14 protein-coding genes are annotated in these 15864 nt (G+C 70.7%); 7 read left to right on the top strand and 7 right to left on the bottom strand.

Annotated elements, in window-relative coordinates; genetic code table 11:
• Window positions 1–117 precede the first annotated feature (117 nt).
• The 3 genes from AS97_RS29360 to AS97_RS29350 all read right to left on the bottom strand — a co-directional run bounded on the left by AS97_RS29360 (window position 118) and on the right by AS97_RS29350 (window position 1624).
• Window positions 118–486 (bottom strand): DUF6113 family protein, encoded by a 369-nt coding sequence (locus tag AS97_RS29360; protein WP_059145262.1) that lies wholly within the window; start codon window positions 484–486, stop codon window positions 118–120.
• Window positions 483–1367 carry an N-acetyl-1-D-myo-inositol-2-amino-2-deoxy-alpha-D-glucopyranoside deacetylase gene (gene mshB, locus AS97_RS29355; protein ID WP_210565947.1) on the bottom strand — a complete coding sequence of 295 codons (885 nt, stop codon included), beginning with the start codon at window positions 1365–1367 and terminating at the stop codon, window positions 483–485. The genes AS97_RS29360 and mshB overlap by 4 nt, the downstream gene beginning before the upstream one ends.
• A gap of 62 nt (window positions 1368–1429) precedes the next feature.
• Window positions 1430–1624 (bottom strand): hypothetical protein, encoded by a 195-nt coding sequence (locus AS97_RS29350; RefSeq protein WP_014054695.1) that lies wholly within the window; start codon window positions 1622–1624, stop codon window positions 1430–1432.
• Window positions 1625–1943: 319 nt separating this feature from the next.
• Here AS97_RS29350 and AS97_RS29345 point away from each other — a divergent pair, with 319 nt between their 5' ends.
• A complete protein-coding gene (locus AS97_RS29345) occupies window positions 1944–4106 on the top strand; it encodes an alpha/beta fold hydrolase (RefSeq protein ID WP_125760748.1) in 2163 nt (720 codons plus the stop codon).
• A gap of 273 nt (window positions 4107–4379) precedes the next feature.
• Here AS97_RS29345 and AS97_RS29340 read toward each other — a convergent pair whose 3' ends face one another.
• Window positions 4380–5621 carry a hypothetical protein gene (locus tag AS97_RS29340; protein ID WP_210565946.1) on the bottom strand — a complete coding sequence of 414 codons (1242 nt, stop codon included), beginning with the start codon at window positions 5619–5621 and terminating at the stop codon, window positions 4380–4382.
• Between the two features lie 475 nt (window positions 5622–6096).
• Between AS97_RS29340 and AS97_RS29335 the strand changes: the two genes are divergently transcribed.
• The 5 genes from AS97_RS29335 to AS97_RS29315 all read left to right on the top strand — a co-directional run bounded on the left by AS97_RS29335 (window position 6097) and on the right by AS97_RS29315 (window position 12455).
• On the top strand, window positions 6097–7101 hold the full coding sequence (locus tag AS97_RS29335) for an ABC transporter permease (protein ID WP_059145266.1): 1005 nt from the start codon (window positions 6097–6099) through the stop codon (window positions 7099–7101).
• A 71-nt stretch (window positions 7102–7172) separates the two neighbouring features.
• Window positions 7173–8966 carry an ABC transporter substrate-binding protein gene (locus AS97_RS29330; RefSeq protein ID WP_185930256.1) on the top strand — a complete coding sequence of 598 codons (1794 nt, stop codon included), beginning with the start codon at window positions 7173–7175 and terminating at the stop codon, window positions 8964–8966.
• A 253-nt stretch (window positions 8967–9219) separates the two neighbouring features.
• Complete coding sequence (locus tag AS97_RS29325; protein WP_059145267.1) at window positions 9220–10197, top strand: ABC transporter permease; 978 nt, start codon at window positions 9220–9222, stop codon at window positions 10195–10197.
• 19 nt (window positions 10198–10216) lie between these two features.
• Window positions 10217–11290: an ABC transporter ATP-binding protein gene (locus AS97_RS29320; protein WP_125761154.1), complete on the top strand. Its 1074-nt coding sequence runs from the start codon at window positions 10217–10219 to the stop codon at window positions 11288–11290.
• 19 nt (window positions 11291–11309) lie between these two features.
• Window positions 11310–12455 carry an oligopeptide/dipeptide ABC transporter ATP-binding protein gene (locus AS97_RS29315; RefSeq protein WP_210565945.1) on the top strand — a complete coding sequence of 382 codons (1146 nt, stop codon included), beginning with the start codon at window positions 11310–11312 and terminating at the stop codon, window positions 12453–12455.
• 77 nt (window positions 12456–12532) lie between these two features.
• Here the strand turns inward: AS97_RS29315 and AS97_RS29310 are convergent, their stop codons facing one another.
• Window positions 12533–13318 carry a GNAT family N-acetyltransferase gene (locus AS97_RS29310; protein WP_210565944.1) on the bottom strand — a complete coding sequence of 262 codons (786 nt, stop codon included), beginning with the start codon at window positions 13316–13318 and terminating at the stop codon, window positions 12533–12535.
• Between AS97_RS29310 and AS97_RS29305 the strand changes: the two genes are divergently transcribed.
• The gene (locus AS97_RS29305; protein WP_185930254.1) at window positions 13317–13853 is read left to right on the top strand and encodes a hypothetical protein; all 537 of its coding nucleotides are present in this window, start codon (window positions 13317–13319) and stop codon (window positions 13851–13853) included. The two genes, AS97_RS29310 and AS97_RS29305, sit on opposite strands and share 2 nt — an antisense overlap.
• Here AS97_RS29305 and AS97_RS29300 read toward each other — a convergent pair.
• Together AS97_RS29300 and AS97_RS29295 are read right to left on the bottom strand one after the other, a co-directional pair.
• Complete coding sequence (locus AS97_RS29300; protein ID WP_210565943.1) at window positions 13843–14868, bottom strand: dipeptide ABC transporter ATP-binding protein; 1026 nt, start codon at window positions 14866–14868, stop codon at window positions 13843–13845. The genes AS97_RS29305 and AS97_RS29300 overlap by 11 nt on opposite strands.
• Window positions 14861–15856 (bottom strand): ABC transporter ATP-binding protein, encoded by a 996-nt coding sequence (locus tag AS97_RS29295; protein ID WP_210565942.1) that lies wholly within the window; start codon window positions 15854–15856, stop codon window positions 14861–14863. The genes AS97_RS29300 and AS97_RS29295 overlap by 8 nt, the downstream gene beginning before the upstream one ends.
• Between the last annotated feature and the right edge of the window lie 8 nt (window positions 15857–15864).

The following is a 15864-nucleotide window of genomic DNA, read 5'->3' as shown; positions in this document are numbered from 1 at the left end:
TGCGGACGCGCACTTGACGGCCGCCGGATCACCACATCCGGTACGCCCGAGGCGCACCCTTCGCCGCATGCCCGAAGGGCCACCAAGTGCCGGGGACGTCGTGCCGAAAACGTCACGTCACTTACCAAGTCGGACCGGCGGGCCAGGAGGTTGCGGCACCAAAGGCAACGTGGCGCACATCACACCGATGAACATTCCGCCGAGGAGGAAAGCGTACGACCCCAGCCCGGCACCGAAAAGGAAATCCCCTTCGGAGCGGGAGGAAGTGAGCAGCAACACGGCCACCGTCCAGGCCCCCGCGGGCACTCCGCCGCCCATCCGGGCACCCGCGGCCTTGACCCCGCCATAGCACAGGCCCGCAATCGCGAGCAGCGCCAGCAGCAACCCGCCGGGGAACCATGCCGCTTGGACCAGCGCGCCCGCGGCGCCCACCAGCACCCCGGCCACGGCGAGCAGGGCGTATCCGCCCAGACGGAGGGCCGTCATGCCGCCACCCCCGCGAACAGGTCGTCCTCGCGGTCCGCCCCGGCCTCGCCCTTGGCGAGCCGGTAGTGCTCGTGGACGAACATGGGCTGGCCCAGGTCGTTGGAGAGCGCGAAGAAGGGGCCGTCCACCGCGATCTGGGTGGCGTGGGCGCGCATCGCCGCCGCCTTCGCCCCGGCGTAAGCGGTGCCGTCGATGAACGCGGTGACGTCCGAGTCCGGCACCACTCCGGGGATGTCGTCGACCGTGGCGACGCCGGGGAAGAGGGAGTCGCGGCCCGCGGCCCGCAGCCGGGCGAAGCCCTCCTCGACGGCCGAGCGCGGCACGCAGTTCCAGTAGACCTTCGCGATGTCGTGCGGCTCGCCGAGCTCGGGGCGGAAGTCCGCGTCGGCGGCGAGTCCCACGGCGCGCATCGCCACGCGGTGCGCCTGGATGTGATCGGGGTGGCCGTACCCCCCACGGGTGTCGTACGCCACGAGAACCTGTGGCCGGATCTCGCGGACCACGGCCACCAGGTGCCCCGCGGCCTCGTCCAGGTCGGCCCGCCAGAAGCAGTCCGGCCGGTCGTTCTGCGGGGCGCCCATCATCCCGGAGTCGCGATAGCGGCCCGGACCACCCAGGAAGCGGTGGTCCTCGACCCCCAAGGCGTCCATGGCCGCGGCGAGTTCACCGATCCGGTGCGGACCGAGCGCGTCGTCGCGGTCGGCGGCGAGATGCGCGAGGGCAGGCGGGATGACCTCGCCTTCCTCACCGAGGGTGCAGGTCACCAGGGTGACGTGTGCGCCCTCGGCGGCATACTTCGCCATGGTCGCGCCGTTATTGATCGACTCGTCGTCCGGATGTGCGTGCACCAGCAGCAGACGACGGGCGGGAAGAGCGGTCATGGGCACAGCCTACGATTCGCACACCAGTGCCCACGGGTCGCACGTCCCGGCCCCGCTCGGGGTCAGATCTTCACGCCGCCGATCATGTCCGCCACGTTGGTGGTGAGGTCATCGATCGTCGGGGCTACCGAAGAACTCGCCAGGTAGAAGCCAAGGAGGACACAGACGACCGCATGAACCGCCTTCAGCCCTGCCTTGTTTACGAGCATGAAGACGATGATCAGCAATAGCACTGACACCGAGATCGAGAGCGCCACAGCGGCTCACCTCCAGATACACGCACTCGGACGGACAACATATTGATGCCACAGAGGGGCTACCCACTATGCGCAATCGATCATAACTATGGCGGTGTACACATGACTCGGTGCACGGGAGCATGACAGGGGCGCATGCCTGATCGCACGAACTTCCTTGCCCCCGGGGCGGTTTCTCGGTGGTTATGCGCCATCTCGCCATCGGGCGGGGCCGGTTGGCCCCCGCGCCGTTCCGGCCGGACCGTGCCAGGGGCAATGCCGCCCCGGCCTACCGATCCGTACTCTCCCTCGCGATGATCCTGAGCCGTACGCTCGCCCTATGACCGGACAGCTCTCGTTCCCACGGCAGCACGCGCGGACCCAACGCTTCACCCTCGGGGCACCGCGGGCCCTGACCGTGGCCCCCGACGATTCACGCGTCGTCTTCCTGCGCTCCCGCTCGGGCACCGACCGGACCGGCCTCCTGTGGGTGCACGACCTCGCCGGGCAGCGCGAGTACCCCGCCGCCGACCCGGCCGAGCTGCTCGGCGGCGCCGGCGAGGAGCTGTCCCCCGAGGAGCGGGCACGGCGCGAGCGCAGCCGCGAGGGGTCGGCCGGAGTGGTCGGCTATGCGGTGGACGCCGCCGTCGAACGGGCCGCGTTCGCCCTCTCCGGACGGCTCTTCACCACCGATCTGCCCGCGGGCACCACCCGTGAGCTGCGCGTCCCCGGTCCGGTCGTGGACCCGCGCCCCTCGCCCGACGGCCGCCACATCGCCTATGCGGCGGGCGGGGCGCTGCGGGTCACGGGCACGGACGGCGAGGACGACCGGGCGCTCGCGGAGCCGGAGGAGGACACCGTCACCTACGGCCTCGCGGAGTTCATCGCGGCCGAGGAGATGGACCGCTCACGCGGCTTCTGGTGGTCGCCGCGGAGCGACGCCCTGCTGGCCGCCCGGGCCGACGACGCCCCCGTACAGCGCTGGTGGACCGCCGACCCGGCCCACCCTGGCCGGAAGCCCGCGGAGGCCGCCTATCCCGCCGCGGGCACCGCCAACGCCGAGGTGCGGCTGGTTCTGCTCGGTCTGGACGGCTCCCGTACGGAGATCGAGTGGGACCGGGAGCGCTATCCGTACCTCGCGCGGGTGCACTGGTCGGCCTACGGCCCGCCCCTGCTTCTGGTCCAGGCCAGGGACCAGCGCAGCCAGCTCTATCTGGCCGTGGACACCGACACCGGACGGACCAGCACGGTCCATGTGGACGAGGACGCGGTTTGGCTGGATCTTTTCCCCGGGGTGCCGGCCTGGACGGAGGACGGACGACTGGTCCGCATCGCGGACGAGGGCGGCGCCCGGGTGCTGATGGTCGGCGACCGCAAGTTGACGTCCGGCGCCCTCCAGGTGCGCGCGGTCCTCGACATCGGCACGGACGACGTGCTGTTCTCCGCCTCTCCCGGGGCCGGTGCCCCGCTGCCCGAGCAGCCGGGCGAGATCGACGTCTATCGCGCCTGGTTCCGGGGCAGCGGCGACCAGGGCGGCTGGGAGCCGGTCGGCAAGCGGCCCTTCCCGGCGGTCCACTCCGCGGTGCGCGGCGGTGAGGTGCTCGCACTGGCGTATACCGGGCTGGAGCGGCCCGGGGTGAGCGTGGAGATCCTCCGGCCCGCCGACCACGGGGCGGCCGAGCGCATCGCCGAGATCGCCTCGTACGCCGAGCGGCCCGTCATCACCGCCCGCCCCGAGCTCCTCTTCGCGGGCAAGCGGGACATCCCCTGTGCCGTGCTGCTGCCCAGCGGCCACCGGGAGGGCGACGGACCGCTGCCGGTCCTGATGGATCCTTACGGCGGGCCGCACGGCCAGCGAGTGGTCGCCTCGCACAACGCCCACCTCACCTCGCAGTGGTTCGCCGACCAGGGCTTCGCGGTGATCGTCGCCGACGGCCGCGGCACCCCCGGCCGCTCCCCCGCCTGGGAGAAGGCGGTGCGCGACGAGTTGGCCTCGGTCACCCTGGAGGACCAGGTCGAGGCGGTGACGGCGCTCGCCGAGCGCTATCCACTGGACCTCGGCCGGGTCGCCATCCGCGGCTGGTCCTACGGCGGCTACCTGGCCGCGCTGGCGGTGCTGCGCCGCCCGGATGTCTTCCACGCGGGCGTGGTGGGCGCGCCGGTGACGGACCTGCGGCTGTACGACACCCACTACACCGAACGGTATCTGGGCCTGCCCGACGAACAGCCCGAGGTCTACGCGGCCAACTCGCTGGTGACCGACGAGGGGCTGTCCGGCGCGGCGGAGACCGTCCGGCCGATGATGATCATCCACGGTCTGGCGGACGACAATGTGGTGGCCGCGCACACCCTGCGGCTCTCCTCGGCGCTGCTGGCCGAGGGCCGTCCGCACGAGGTGCTGCCGCTGTCCGGGGTGACCCATATGACCCCGCAGGAGCAGGTCGCGGAGAATCTGCTCCTGCTGCAGGTGGACTTCCTCAAGCGGTCCCTCGGGATGCGGTAGCGCTCCGCGGGAAGCGCCGTCGGCTGCCGTCCTTTGTCTGCGGCTGCGTCGTGGCTGGTCACGCCCACGCGGCGGAGCCGCACATCGGCACAGCCCCGCGCTCCTTCGGGGCGCGTCCGAACCGCACCGGACGTCATCCGGCCGGTGGATCTTCGCGCCCGCGACATCAGCGGCTGCCGCCGCGGGGCCCGCGAAGATCCACCGGCCAGGTCCTCGCCAGGCCCCATGGCCGCGCTGATCCGCGGTCACCAGCCCGGCGTCACCAGCTCGCCGTCACCAGCCCGGCGGCGGGGCTGGGGGCGCGGGCGGTGCGGACGGCGGCGGGGGCGCCGCGGGTGGGGCCCCGGGCGGAGGGGGCACCAGCGGCGGGGTGCTGGGCGGCGGCGGGCCATATCCCCCGCCGCCGTAACCGCCCCCGCCGTAACCACCACTCCCGGGTCCACCACTCCCGTAGCCACCGCTCCCGTATCCGCCGCCGTAGCCCCCGGGCCCGGAGCCGTCGTCATAACCACCGGACCCATAGCCGTCATGGCCGCCGTACGCCGGGGCGCCCGGCCCCGGCTCCCCGGTGAACCCGGCGCCCTCCTCAAGGCCCCGCCGAGCCAGCGCCAGAAGCGCGATCAGCCCCGCGACCGCCTCGAAGAAGCCGGTGAACACGCTCAGCACGCCCACCGTCGGCAGATCGCCGAGGTGGTCCACATAGTCCAGCTTGATGTAGAGCGATGCCTCGCTGATCCCCGTCGCCACGACCAGCGCCGCCGCCGTCGTCCCCAGCGGGCGCGCCAGCGGGGCACGCGCGAGCGCGGCCGCCGCTGCGGCCAGGCACAGCGCGACCGCCGCCCACGCCGTCCAGGCACCGGGCGGCGAGAGCAGGGTGGGCAGCGAGTGCTTGCCGGTGAGCAGGTACTTGTAGATCTCCCAGCCCCGCTCCTGGGCCCAGTAGATCTGCCAGGCGGCGATGACGACCCCGACGGCGCCCAGGAACAGCGCGCCGGTGACCGCCGCCCCGGGCGAGGGGCGGCCCGGCGGCCGATCGGCGGGCGAGGCCAGGTGTCCGGGCGGGGCGAGGCCGGCGGGGTGGCGGGCGGCGGCCACCACGGCCAGCAGCAGCCCCCCGAGCACCACCTGCGCCCAGGCGCTGAGGTTCCCCCGCGTCTTCAGATCGCCGGGGATGCCCTGCAGCCAGTCGGAGTTCAGGTTCCACAGGCTGGGCAGACGCACCACGACGGTCACCACCGCGACCGTGCCGAGCGCGCCCGCGGCGGCCGGTGAGCGCAGGGCGGTGATCCCGACGACCGCGTAGACCAGCAGCAGCACGAGGTCGAGCAGGGAGGAACCGAAGATCCCCCCGGTGGCCCGGAACGGCAGCCCCGCCCACGTCCACCACAGATGGTTCGCCTCGTCGGCCTTGTCCAGGTCGTGGATGATCCACGCCAGCGAGATCAGCCCGAGGACCGCGCAGACGAGCGCCCCGAAAAGGCGCCCTCCGCTGTTGAGTATCCGTCCCTGCCCCATAGCCGTAGGTTTCCCCCGCCTCGTACCCCGGGCAACCGTCGCGGGGCGAAGAAAAATACGGATCGTGACCGTCCGGCGGCCGCCGGGGGTGCGACCGGCCGGGGCCACATGGCGCGCCCCGGCCGGTCCGACGGACCCGCACGGCCGTACGCAGTTCAGCCTGACGCGTCCGTATATCGGTGTTGCGACGGATGAGTTGCCGGTGTGTTAACGCAACTCCTGCCCATAGAACATGCTTTGTCCCTCATGGCGGATCCCTGTCAAGCACGCCCGGACCTCGATCTGCCAAATCTTCGCTCAAGACTCGAATGGGCAGCACATCCACCCTCCCCGGCCCCTTGACTGAGCCGTTCCCCGATTGCGAAAGTCCGCTCAACCCGGTACGCACGCCCCACCCTGGCGAGCGGGCGGCGACATGACGCGCATAGATAACGCGAGTTGACGGTGTGACACCAGTGCGGGGGGACGCTACGCGATGACGAGTCCATCCCAGTCCGGCGTGGTCGAGAAGGCCGCACCGGGGGCGGAGGGCGAGGCGCCGGCCGGTCTGGCGCCCCGCCAGCTCATGTGGCGGCGGTTCAAACGCGACCGCACGGGCGTCATCTCCGCGTGTGTGGTGATCTTCTTCTTCGCCGTCGCCGTGCTGGCTCCGGTGATCTCCTGGCTGTACGGCAAGGATCCGTACACCACCTACGGCCTGGACCGGCCCGAGCTGCTGGACCCCCTCACCAGCTATCCGATGAAGCCCAACGGGGGCATCGACGGGGAGTTCTGGTTCGGCATCGAGCCCAAGCTGGGCCGCGATGTGCTGACCCAGCTCGTCTACGGCATCCGCACCTCGCTGCTGATCGGGCTGGCCGCGACCGTGCTGTCCACGGTCACCGGCATCGTGATCGGCGTGGTGGCGGGCTATCTGGGCGGCCGCACCGACTACTTCCTCGGCCGGCTCATCGATCTGCTGCTGTCCTTTCCGCAGCAGCTCTTCTTCGTCGCCTTCATGCCGGTGGTCACCGCGCTGTTCGTCAGCCCGCAGAAGGAGACGCCCACCTATTTCCGGGTGACGGCCCTGGTGATGGTGTTGTGGCTGCTGGGCTGGATGCAGCTGGCCCGGCTGCTGCGCGGCCAGGTGCTGTCCCTGAGGGAGCGGGAGTTCGTCGAGGCGGCCCGGGTGACCGGCGCCTCGCCATGGCGGATCGTCCGCAAGGAGCTGCTGCCCAACCTCGTCACGCCCATCCTGGTGCAGTCCACGCTGATGCTGCCGAACTTCGTGACGACGGAAGCGGCACTGTCCTTCCTCGGCGTCGGCGTGGTGGAGCCGACCCCCGACTGGGGCCGGATGTTCGCCAAGGGCGCGAACTTCTACGAGGGCGACATCACCTACATGTTCTTCCCCGGCATCGCCATGGTGGTCTTCGTGGTCGCCTTCAACCTGCTCGGGGACTCGGTCCGGGACGCGATGGACCCGAAGACCACGCGGTGACCGGGGGGCCGGAGGGCCCAAGGCAGAGAACGGCAAGTCTTCCGTCCGATGAGGCAGGTGCAGTGACCACGATGACGCCGAAGAAGAGCAGTCGCAGAGCCCGTACCTACGCCGTCGCCCTGACCGCGGGCGCCCTGGCACTCGCGGGGTGCAGCAGCGGAGGCGGCGACTCGGACCCCAAGGGGTCGAACGAGCCCAAGATGGAGTCCCAGGACGTCACCCTCGGCACCGCCGCCGACTCCACCGGACCGGCCAAGGATCTGCCGGGCGCCAAGAAGGGCGGCACCGTCACGGTGCTGCAGCGGGACGCCTTCGAGCATCTGGACCCGGGGCAGATCTACGTCAGCGATGAGCTGATCGCGCAGACCCTCTACAACCGGACGCTGACGAACTACCAGTTCGACGACAAGACGGGCAAGGCCAAGCTGGTCGGCGACCTCGCCACCGACACCGGCAAGTCCTCCGACGGCGGCCGTACCTGGACGTACACCCTCAAGGACGGGCTGAAGTACGAGGACGGCTCGCCCATCACCTCCAAGGACGTCCGGCAGGCCGTCGAGCGGCTCTACGCGCCGTATCAGACGAACGGGCCGACCTATCTGCAGCAGTGGCTCTCCGGTGAGGGCCAGAAGTACCGCAAGGCGCTTCCGGACGGCCCCTACAAGGGCAAGCATCTGCCCTCGTCGGTGCTGGACACCCCGGACGACAAGACCATCGTCTTCCACTTCGACCAGCCCCGTGCCGAGGTGCCGTTCGCGGTCGCCATGCCCAACATCACCGCGGTGCCGCCGGGCAAGGACACCAAGGAGAAGTACGACAAGGCCCCGCTGGCCTCGGGCCCGTACAAGGTCCGGAACTTCAAGTCGGGCAAGGGCGTCGAGTTCGTCAAGAACGACCAGTGGGACCCCAAGACCGACTCGATACGCCATCAGTACGTCGACGGGTTCGACGTCTCCTTCGGCCACCAGTGGGTGGACTCCACCCGCCGGCTCCAGGCCAGCAAGGGCGCCGACCGGAACGGGATGACGCTCACCAACGCGGTCGACCCCTCGCAGATCTCCACGGTCCTCAAGGACAAGGAGGCCATGGCCCGGTCGCTGACCGAGACGCAGCCCTATGTGGACGTCGTCTCGATCAACACCGATCGGGTCAAGGACAAGAAGGTGCGCGAGGCTATCGCCTGGGCCTTCCCCAGCGGGCAGTACCTCCAGCAGTTCGGCGGCCCCAAGGGCGGTGAGGTCGGCGGCGGGCTGGTCGGCCCCACGCTCAAGGGCTACGACCCCTCCTTCGACCCGTTCCAGAAGAAGAAGTACCCCGGCGGCAACGCCAAGAAGGCCAGGGAGCTGCTGAAGGAGGCGGGCAAGGAGAACTACGAGCTCGTCTACGCCTACGGCAACGGCGACACCCACCAGGACGCCTCAGTGGTCGTCCAGCAGGCCCTGGAGCGGGCCGGGTTCAAGGTGCAGAAGAAGGAGATCGACCAGTCGACCTATTACACGCAGATCGGAAAGGTCAAGAACAAGTTCGACCTGTACCGGTCCTCGTGGGGTGCCGACTGGCCGTCCGCCTCGACCGTGGTCCCGCCGGTGTACGGCGGCGAGAACGTCTACGACGACTCCTCGAACTACTCGCACCTCAACGTCCCGGCGGTCAACGACGAGATCGGCAAGGTCGCCAAGGTCAGCGACCTCGACCGGGCCACCTCGGAGTGGATCAAGCTCAGCGAGAAGATCCTCACCGATGAGGTCCCCGCGGTCCCGACCTTCTACAACCGGCTGTTCACCCTCTGGGGCTCGGGCATCGGCGGAGTGAAGTTCAACTCGGTCTACGGGGCCGTGGACCCGACGGCCATCTTCATCAAGTAGCCGCGGCCGTACCCAGGCAGCGCAGACCCCGGCCGCACCCGTATCGGCGGGTGCGGCCGGGACCCGCCCATAGGAGGTGTCTCGTGGATCATGCCGGGCTCGCGGCGTCTGGCACGCACATCCGCCGCGTTGTCGTCGTCGCACGCAGCGCCGCTGCGCTCTCCTCCTCCGCCTTGCGGCTGCACGCACCAGACACCGCTCCCTGATCCGGCCTGATCCACGAGACACCCCCTATCGGAAGATCACCGACGTCATGTTGAGATTCCTCGCCCGCCGGTCCCTCGGCGCGATCGTGATCCTGATCCTGATCAGCGCGATCACGTTCTTCCTCTTCTTCGCCCTGCCCGCCGAACCGGCCCGGCTCGCCTGCGGCAAGAACTGCGACCCCGTCTCGCTCGCCATGATCAACAAGAACCTGGGCCTGGACCAGCCGGTGCCGATCCAGTACGCGAAGTTCATGGTGGGGATCGTCGCCGGGCGGGACTTCGCCGTGGGGCACTGCAGCGCCCCCTGCTTCGGCTACTCCTTCGTCAGCCAGGAGCCCGTCTGGGGCACCATCGCCGACCGCTTCCCCACCACCCTCTCGCTCGCCCTCGGCGGCGCCGCCGTGTTCCTGGTCTGCGGGATCGGCATCGGCATGATCGCGGCCTGGCGGCGCGGCACCTGGATCGACAAGTTCTTCAGCTCGCTGTCGCTGCTCGGCGCCTCGATGCAGATCTACTTCGTCGGGGTGCTCGCCCTGGCCTGGTTCGTCAGCGGTCTGGGGATCATGGATCAGCCGGCCTACTACCCCTTCACCGACAATCCGGCGAAGTGGTTCAGCGGGATGCTGCTGCCCTGGGTGGTGCTCTCACTGATCTTCCTGGCCAACTACAGCCGGATGACCCGCTCCCAGATGGTCGAGCAGCTGCAGGAGGACCATGTCCGCACGGCGAGAGCCAAGGGGCTCTCCAGCCGTACGGTCTTCTTCCGCTACGCCTGGCGCGGCGCCATCGCCCCCATCGTCACCATCTTCGGCATCGACCTCGGATCGCTCTTCGGCGGGGCCATGGTCACCGAGTACACCTTCACCCTGCACGGCATCGGGCGGCTGGCGGTGGAATCCGTCCAGCTCACCGATCTGCCCATGCTGATGGGGGTGATGCTGGTCAGCTCCGCGGCCATCGTGGTGTTCAACATCCTGGTCGACGCCGCCTACGCCTTCATCGACCCGCGCGTGCGCCTCGCCTGACAGACCCGGAGCTGCCGAGATGACCACACTCACCAAGCCCGACGACGGCGCGACGCCCCCGCCGGCCGGCCCCGGCGACGGCGCCTTCCTGTCGGTACGCGATCTGTACGTCCGCTTCTCGACCGAGGACGGCGTCGTCAAGGCCGTCGACGGCCTCTCCTTCGACCTCGAACGCGGCCGGACGCTCGGCATCGTCGGCGAGTCCGGCTCCGGCAAGTCCGTCACCAACCTCACCGTGCTGGGCCTGCACGACCCGCGCACCACCGCCGTCAGCGGCGAGATCCTGCTCAACGGGCAGGAGCTGACCGGGGCGCCCGAGCGCACCCTGGAGCGGCTGCGCGGCAACACCATGGCGATGATCTTCCAGGATCCGCTGACCGCCCTGTCGCCGTACTACACGGTGGGCCGCCAGATAGCCGAGCCGTACCGCAAGCACACCGGCGCCTCCAAGAGCGAGGCCCGCTCCCGGGCGATCGAGATGCTGGAGAAGGTCGGCATCCCCAACCCCCGGCTGCGGGTGGACGACTATCCGCACCAGTTCTCCGGCGGGATGCGGCAGCGCGCGATGATCGCGATGTCGCTGGTCTGCGACCCCGATCTGCTGATCGCCGACGAGCCGACCACCGCGCTCGACGTCACCGTCCAGGCCCAGATCCTGGATCTGCTGAAGGACCTCCAGCAGGAGTTCGGCTCCGCGATCATCCTCATCACCCACGACCTGGGCGTGGTCGCCAACACCGCCGACGATCTGCTGGTGATGTACGCGGGCCGGGCCGTGGAGCGCGGTACGGTCCGCGAGGTGCTGCGCGCACCCCAACACCCGTACACCTGGGGGCTGCTGGGCTCCATGCCGCGGCTGTCCTCCGCCGTGGACGAGCCGCTGAACCCCATCCCCGGCTCCCCGCCGAGCCTGCTCAGCCCCCCGCCGGGCTGTCCCTTCCATCCGCGGTGCCACTACACCGACCGGGTGGAGGGCGACCGCTGCGCCACCGAGCGGCCCGTGCTGCCGGACGGCCGCGGCGCCGCCTGCCACCTGAGCGCCGAGCGGAAACAGACCCTCTTCACCGAGCAGATCAAGCCCCGGCTGGGCTAGGGCCTAGGAGCGCTGACGCATGAGCATCGAGTCGGGCATACCCGAACCCCTCCTGGTCACCGAGAAGCTGACCAAACACTTCCCGATCATGGGCGGCTTTCCGTATCGGCGGAAGGTCGGGGCCGTGCAGGCGGTGGACGGGATCGATCTGACCGTGCACGCCGGGGAGAGCTTCGGGCTGGTCGGCGAGTCCGGCTGCGGCAAGTCCACCACGGGCCGGCTGCTGACCCGGCTGCTGGAGCCCACCGCCGGGAAGATCACCTACCGGGGTCAGGACATCACCCACGCGGGCCGCAAGGAGCTGGCCCCGATCCGCTCCGAGATCCAGATGATCTTCCAGGATCCGTACTCCTCGCTGAACCCCCGGCAGACCGTCGGCACCATCATCTCCGGCCCCATGGAGATCAACGGCATCAATCCGCCGGGCGGCCGCGAGACCCGGGTGCGCGAACTGCTGGAGATCGTGGGCCTCAACCCCGAGCACTACAACCGCTTCCCGCACGAGTTCTCCGGCGGCCAGCGCCAGCGCATCGGCGTGGCCCGCGCGCTCGCCCTGGAACCCAAGCTGATCGTCGCCGACGAGCCGGTCTCCGCGCTGGACGTCTCCATCCAGGCGCAGGTCGTCAATCTGCTCCAGAAGCTCCAGCGGGAACTGGGCATCGCCTTCCTGTTCATCGCCCATGACCTCGCCGTCGTACGCCACTTCTCGCAGCGCGTCGCCGTGATGTACCTGGGCAAGGTGGTCGAGGTGGGCGACCGCGACTCGATCTACCGCCGCCCCCGCCACCCGTACACCCACGCCCTGCTGTCCGCGGTGCCGGACGCGGCGGCGGTGATGGCCGAGAACGTCAAGGGCACGGCGGACACCTCGGATGCCGAAGGGACCGCCCGCCGGACACGCATCCGGCTCGCCGGGGACGTCCCCTCCCCCATCAACCCGCCCTCCGGCTGCCGCTTCCGCACCCGCTGCTGGAAGGCCCAGGACAAGTGCGCGCGGGAAGAGCCACCGCTCCGGCGCCTGGACGGCAACCGCGAGGGCCATCTGTCCGCCTGTCACTTCCCCGAGGACCCGACCCTCGAGGCCCGCGAGGAGGACGTCGTCCTGGACCCGGCGCTGATCGCGGCGGAGTCGGGGGCGGGAGCGCCGCCGCGCAAGGAGCCGTAAGGGACGGGCCGCCCGGGTTCAGCAGCCCAGAAGCCCAGAAGCGCAGCAGCCCGGGCCCCCCTGCGCTCTCAGGGATCTCAGAAGCGCGAGAAGGCATGCGTACGGCCAATCGCGGTGAACCCGCGGCGGCCGTACCAGTGCAGCGGCCAGTCGTCCTGGTCGGCGACGAGGAACCGCAGCCCGCACCCCGCGGCGGCCGCGCGGCGCAGCGCCGCGGTCAGAACGGCGTCGGCGTGGCCGCGGCGCAGATACGGCTCGGCGGTCACCACCTCCTCGATCTGGGCGATCCCGGCGGCGGGCTCCAGGTACAGATCGGCCCAGGAGGCGACCTCGCCGCTGTCGTCGTGGGCGGCGAGGAAGAGCACCTCCTCGGCCCCGGCCCGCCGGGCGGTACGCCGCTCCACGAGGTCGTGCACGGTCCGCTCGTCCGCGTCCGGCATCCACCGCCGCTGCTGCGCCGTCACCGCCCGCCGCAGCGGCCCGTGCGGATCCGGCCCCAGCTCCCGCTCCACCACATCGGCCGCCGTGGCCTCCGGCACCGGCCCGGTGTGGACCATCAGCACCTCGGTCATATGGCTGTACCCGGCCCGTTCGAGCGCGGGCACACAGAGAAGTCCCAGCGCCTCGTCATGGACCGTGATCCGGCGGTGCGGAAGGAAGGCCATGACCTCGTCGGCGAGGGCGGGCAGCCCCTCGGGGTCGGCGGGCCCGACGATATGCAGCTGATTGTGCTCATGGGAGCGTGCGTAACCCGCATGCAGCACCAGGAATCCCCCCGGCACCTCCCGCACCTCACCGGCCTGACGACGGGCGAAGGAGATCCGGAAGTCCTGGACGCGCCGCGCATCATAGGGTCCTGGCATGGCTGTTCCTCATCCTCCGGTCTATCAGGAGTACTACACCCGCACACCCTTTCAGCTCTTCTCCGGCGTCGGATGGAAGCGGCTGGTGGCCTTCCGGGCCGACGAGTCGGGCGTCACCCTCGGCGGCCCCGTGACGCGATACCACCGGTTCCTGGCCGTCGTGCCGTGGCGGGACATCGAAGCCGTCGTCGTGTGGGCCACGAAAAAGCAAATGGAGCGGCCGATACGGCGGATAGGTCTGAAGTTGCGGCCGGGTGTGCCGGATGTTCCCGGCCCCGACGTGAAGATCAGCCCGCAGCTCGCCGCGCGTGCGGCGCCGCATATCGAGTACCCGGTCGTCAGGAACAACCGCGTCATCGCCTTCTGGAAGGTGGACCCCACCCGGCTCGCCGCCGCGGTGCGGGCGTTCGCCCCGCACGTTCAGTTGCGTGTCCACCCGGTGCGCCGGCTGCGCCCGGGGCAGGGCGACGGGCCGGGGTACGCCGGCGGGCCGGGGTACGGGTCCGGCGGGAGCATCTTCGACATCATGCCCTGACCTCCGTGCGCTCCTCCGCGAAGTGGCAGGCCGAGGCGTGGGCGGCGGGGCCCGCGAGTCCACTCGGCACCGCCAGCACCGGCGTCTCCGTCGCGCAGCGGTCCCGCGCCTTCCAGCAGCGGGTGCGGAAGCGGCAGCCGGAGGGCGGGTTCGCCGGGGAGGGGACGTCGCCGGGGAGCAGGATGCGGGTCCGGCGGGTGCGGGCCACGGGGTCGGGCACCGGGACGGCGGAGAGCAGGGCCTGGGTGTACGGGTGGGTGGGGTGGTCGTAGATCTCGGGGCCGGTGCCCATTTCGGCGAAGCGGCCCAGGTACATCACGGCGACCCGGTCGGCGATGTGCCGGACCACCGACAGATCGTGGGCGATGAAGACGTACGCCAGGCCGAACTCGTCCTGCAGCCGCTCCATCAGATTGACCACCTGCGCCTGCACCGATACGTCCAGCGCCGAGACCGGCTCGTCCGCGACGATGACCTCCGGCCGTAGCGCCAGGCCCCGGGCGATGCCGATGCGCTGGCGCTGGCCGCCGGAGAACTGGTGGGGGTAGCGGTTGAGGTGTTCCGGGCTGAGCCCCACCACCTCCAGCAGCTCCTGGACCGCCCGTCGCCGGTCGCCCTTGGGGGCCGCCTCGGGGTGGATCTCGAAGGGCTCCCCGATGATGTCGCCCACCGTCATCCGCGGGTTGAGCGAGGTGTACGGGTCCTGGAACACCATCTGGATGTTGCGGCGGACCGCCCGCAGCGCACGGCCCGACAGCCTGGTGATGTCCTCGCCCCGGTAGTGGATCGTCCCGGCGGTCGGCCGCTCCAGGCTGACCAGCAGCTTGGCCACGGTGGACTTGCCGCAGCCGGACTCGCCGACGATGCCGAGCGTCTTGCCGCGCCGCAGGGCGAAGGAGACCGTGTCGACCGCCCGGACGGCACCGACCCGCCGCTTGACCACCACACCCTGGGTCAGGGGATAGAGCTTGGCCAGGTCGCGGACCTCCAGGACCGGCCCATCGGGCTCAGCCATGCAGCTCCTCCTTCCAGAAGTGGCAGGCGCTGGTCCGGCTGCCCGCCCCGGCGTCCGCCGCCACCACGTACAGCGGCGGCCGTTCGGCGCGGCAGACGTCCTGGGCGCGCGGGCAGCGGGGATGGAACGGGCAGCCGGAGGGCATGGCGAGGGGGCTGGGCGGCGCGCCCTTGATGGCGTAGAGCCGCTCGCCCCGGTGGTCCACGCGCGGCACGGAGTCCAGCAGTCCGCGGGTGTACGGATGGGCGGGGCGGCGGTAGAGGTCGCGCACCGGCGCGGTCTCCACGATCCGGCCCGCGTACATCACCGCGATGGTGTCGGCCACGTCCGCGACCACGCCCAGGTCATGGGTGATGAGGACGAGCCCCATGGCGTACTCCCGGCGCAACTCCGCGAGCAGGTCCATCACCTGGGCCTGGACGGTGACGTCCAGGGCGGTGGTCGGCTCGTCGGCGATGATCAGTTCCGGCTCCAGCGCCATCGCCATGGCGATCATGATGCGCTGGCGCATCCCCCCGGAGAACTGATGCGGATAGTCCCCTGCCCGCTGCCCCGCCGCCGGGATGCGGACCCGGTCCATCAGCTCGACCGCCCGCCGCCGGGCGTCCTTGCGGGACATCCCCCGGTGCACCTCGTACATCTCGGCGAGCTGGGCGCCCACGGGGAGCACCGGGTTGAGGGCGGAGAGCGCGTCCTGGAAGATCATCGCCATCGCGGCGCCCCGGATCCGGCGGCGCTCCCGCGCGCCCATCGTCAGCAGATCCCGTCCCCGGAAGAGCACTTGGCCACCGGTGACCCGACCGGGCGGGGAGTCGAGGATGCCCATGACGGCCTGGGCGGTCACGGACTTGCCGGACCCCGACTCGCCCAGCACGGCGAGGGTGCGGCCCGCGTCCAGGCCGTAGCTCACCCCGCCGACGGCCTCGGCGACCCCGTCCCGGGTGCGGAATTCGACGCGGAGGTCCCGGACCTCCAGCAGGCGGTTCATCGCCGGAC

The sequence above is a fragment of the Streptomyces sp. AgN23 genome (assembly GCF_001598115.1).
Taxonomy (GTDB): Bacteria; Actinomycetota; Actinomycetes; order Streptomycetales; family Streptomycetaceae; genus Streptomyces; species Streptomyces antimycoticus.
The sequence above is the reverse complement of the archived record's forward strand: the minus strand, read 5'-3'. Positions and strand labels throughout refer to the sequence as shown.

Coding starts and splice junctions, on each gene's coding strand:
- AS97_RS29360 (WP_059145262.1), bottom strand. CDS start 486: ATGACGGCCCTCCGTCTGGGCGGATACGCCCTGCTCGCCGTGGCCGGG.
- mshB (WP_210565947.1), bottom strand. CDS start 1,367: ATGACCGCTCTTCCCGCCCGTCGTCTGCTGCTGGTGCACGCACATCCG.
- AS97_RS29345 (WP_125760748.1), top strand. CDS start 1,944: ATGACCGGACAGCTCTCGTTCCCACGGCAGCACGCGCGGACCCAACGC.
- AS97_RS29340 (WP_210565946.1), bottom strand. CDS start 5,621: ATGGGGCAGGGACGGATACTCAACAGCGGAGGGCGCCTTTTCGGGGCG.
- AS97_RS29335 (WP_059145266.1), top strand. CDS start 6,097: ATGACGAGTCCATCCCAGTCCGGCGTGGTCGAGAAGGCCGCACCGGGG.
- AS97_RS29330 (WP_185930256.1), top strand. CDS start 7,173: ATGACGCCGAAGAAGAGCAGTCGCAGAGCCCGTACCTACGCCGTCGCC.
- AS97_RS29325 (WP_059145267.1), top strand. CDS start 9,220: ATGTTGAGATTCCTCGCCCGCCGGTCCCTCGGCGCGATCGTGATCCTG.
- AS97_RS29320 (WP_125761154.1), top strand. CDS start 10,217: ATGACCACACTCACCAAGCCCGACGACGGCGCGACGCCCCCGCCGGCC.
- AS97_RS29315 (WP_210565945.1), top strand. CDS start 11,310: ATGAGCATCGAGTCGGGCATACCCGAACCCCTCCTGGTCACCGAGAAG.
- AS97_RS29305 (WP_185930254.1), top strand. CDS start 13,317: ATGGCTGTTCCTCATCCTCCGGTCTATCAGGAGTACTACACCCGCACA.
- AS97_RS29310 (WP_210565944.1), bottom strand. CDS start 13,318: ATGCCAGGACCCTATGATGCGCGGCGCGTCCAGGACTTCCGGATCTCC.
- AS97_RS29300 (WP_210565943.1), bottom strand. CDS start 14,868: ATGGCTGAGCCCGATGGGCCGGTCCTGGAGGTCCGCGACCTGGCCAAG.
- AS97_RS29295 (WP_210565942.1), bottom strand. CDS start 15,856: ATGAACCGCCTGCTGGAGGTCCGGGACCTCCGCGTCGAATTCCGCACC.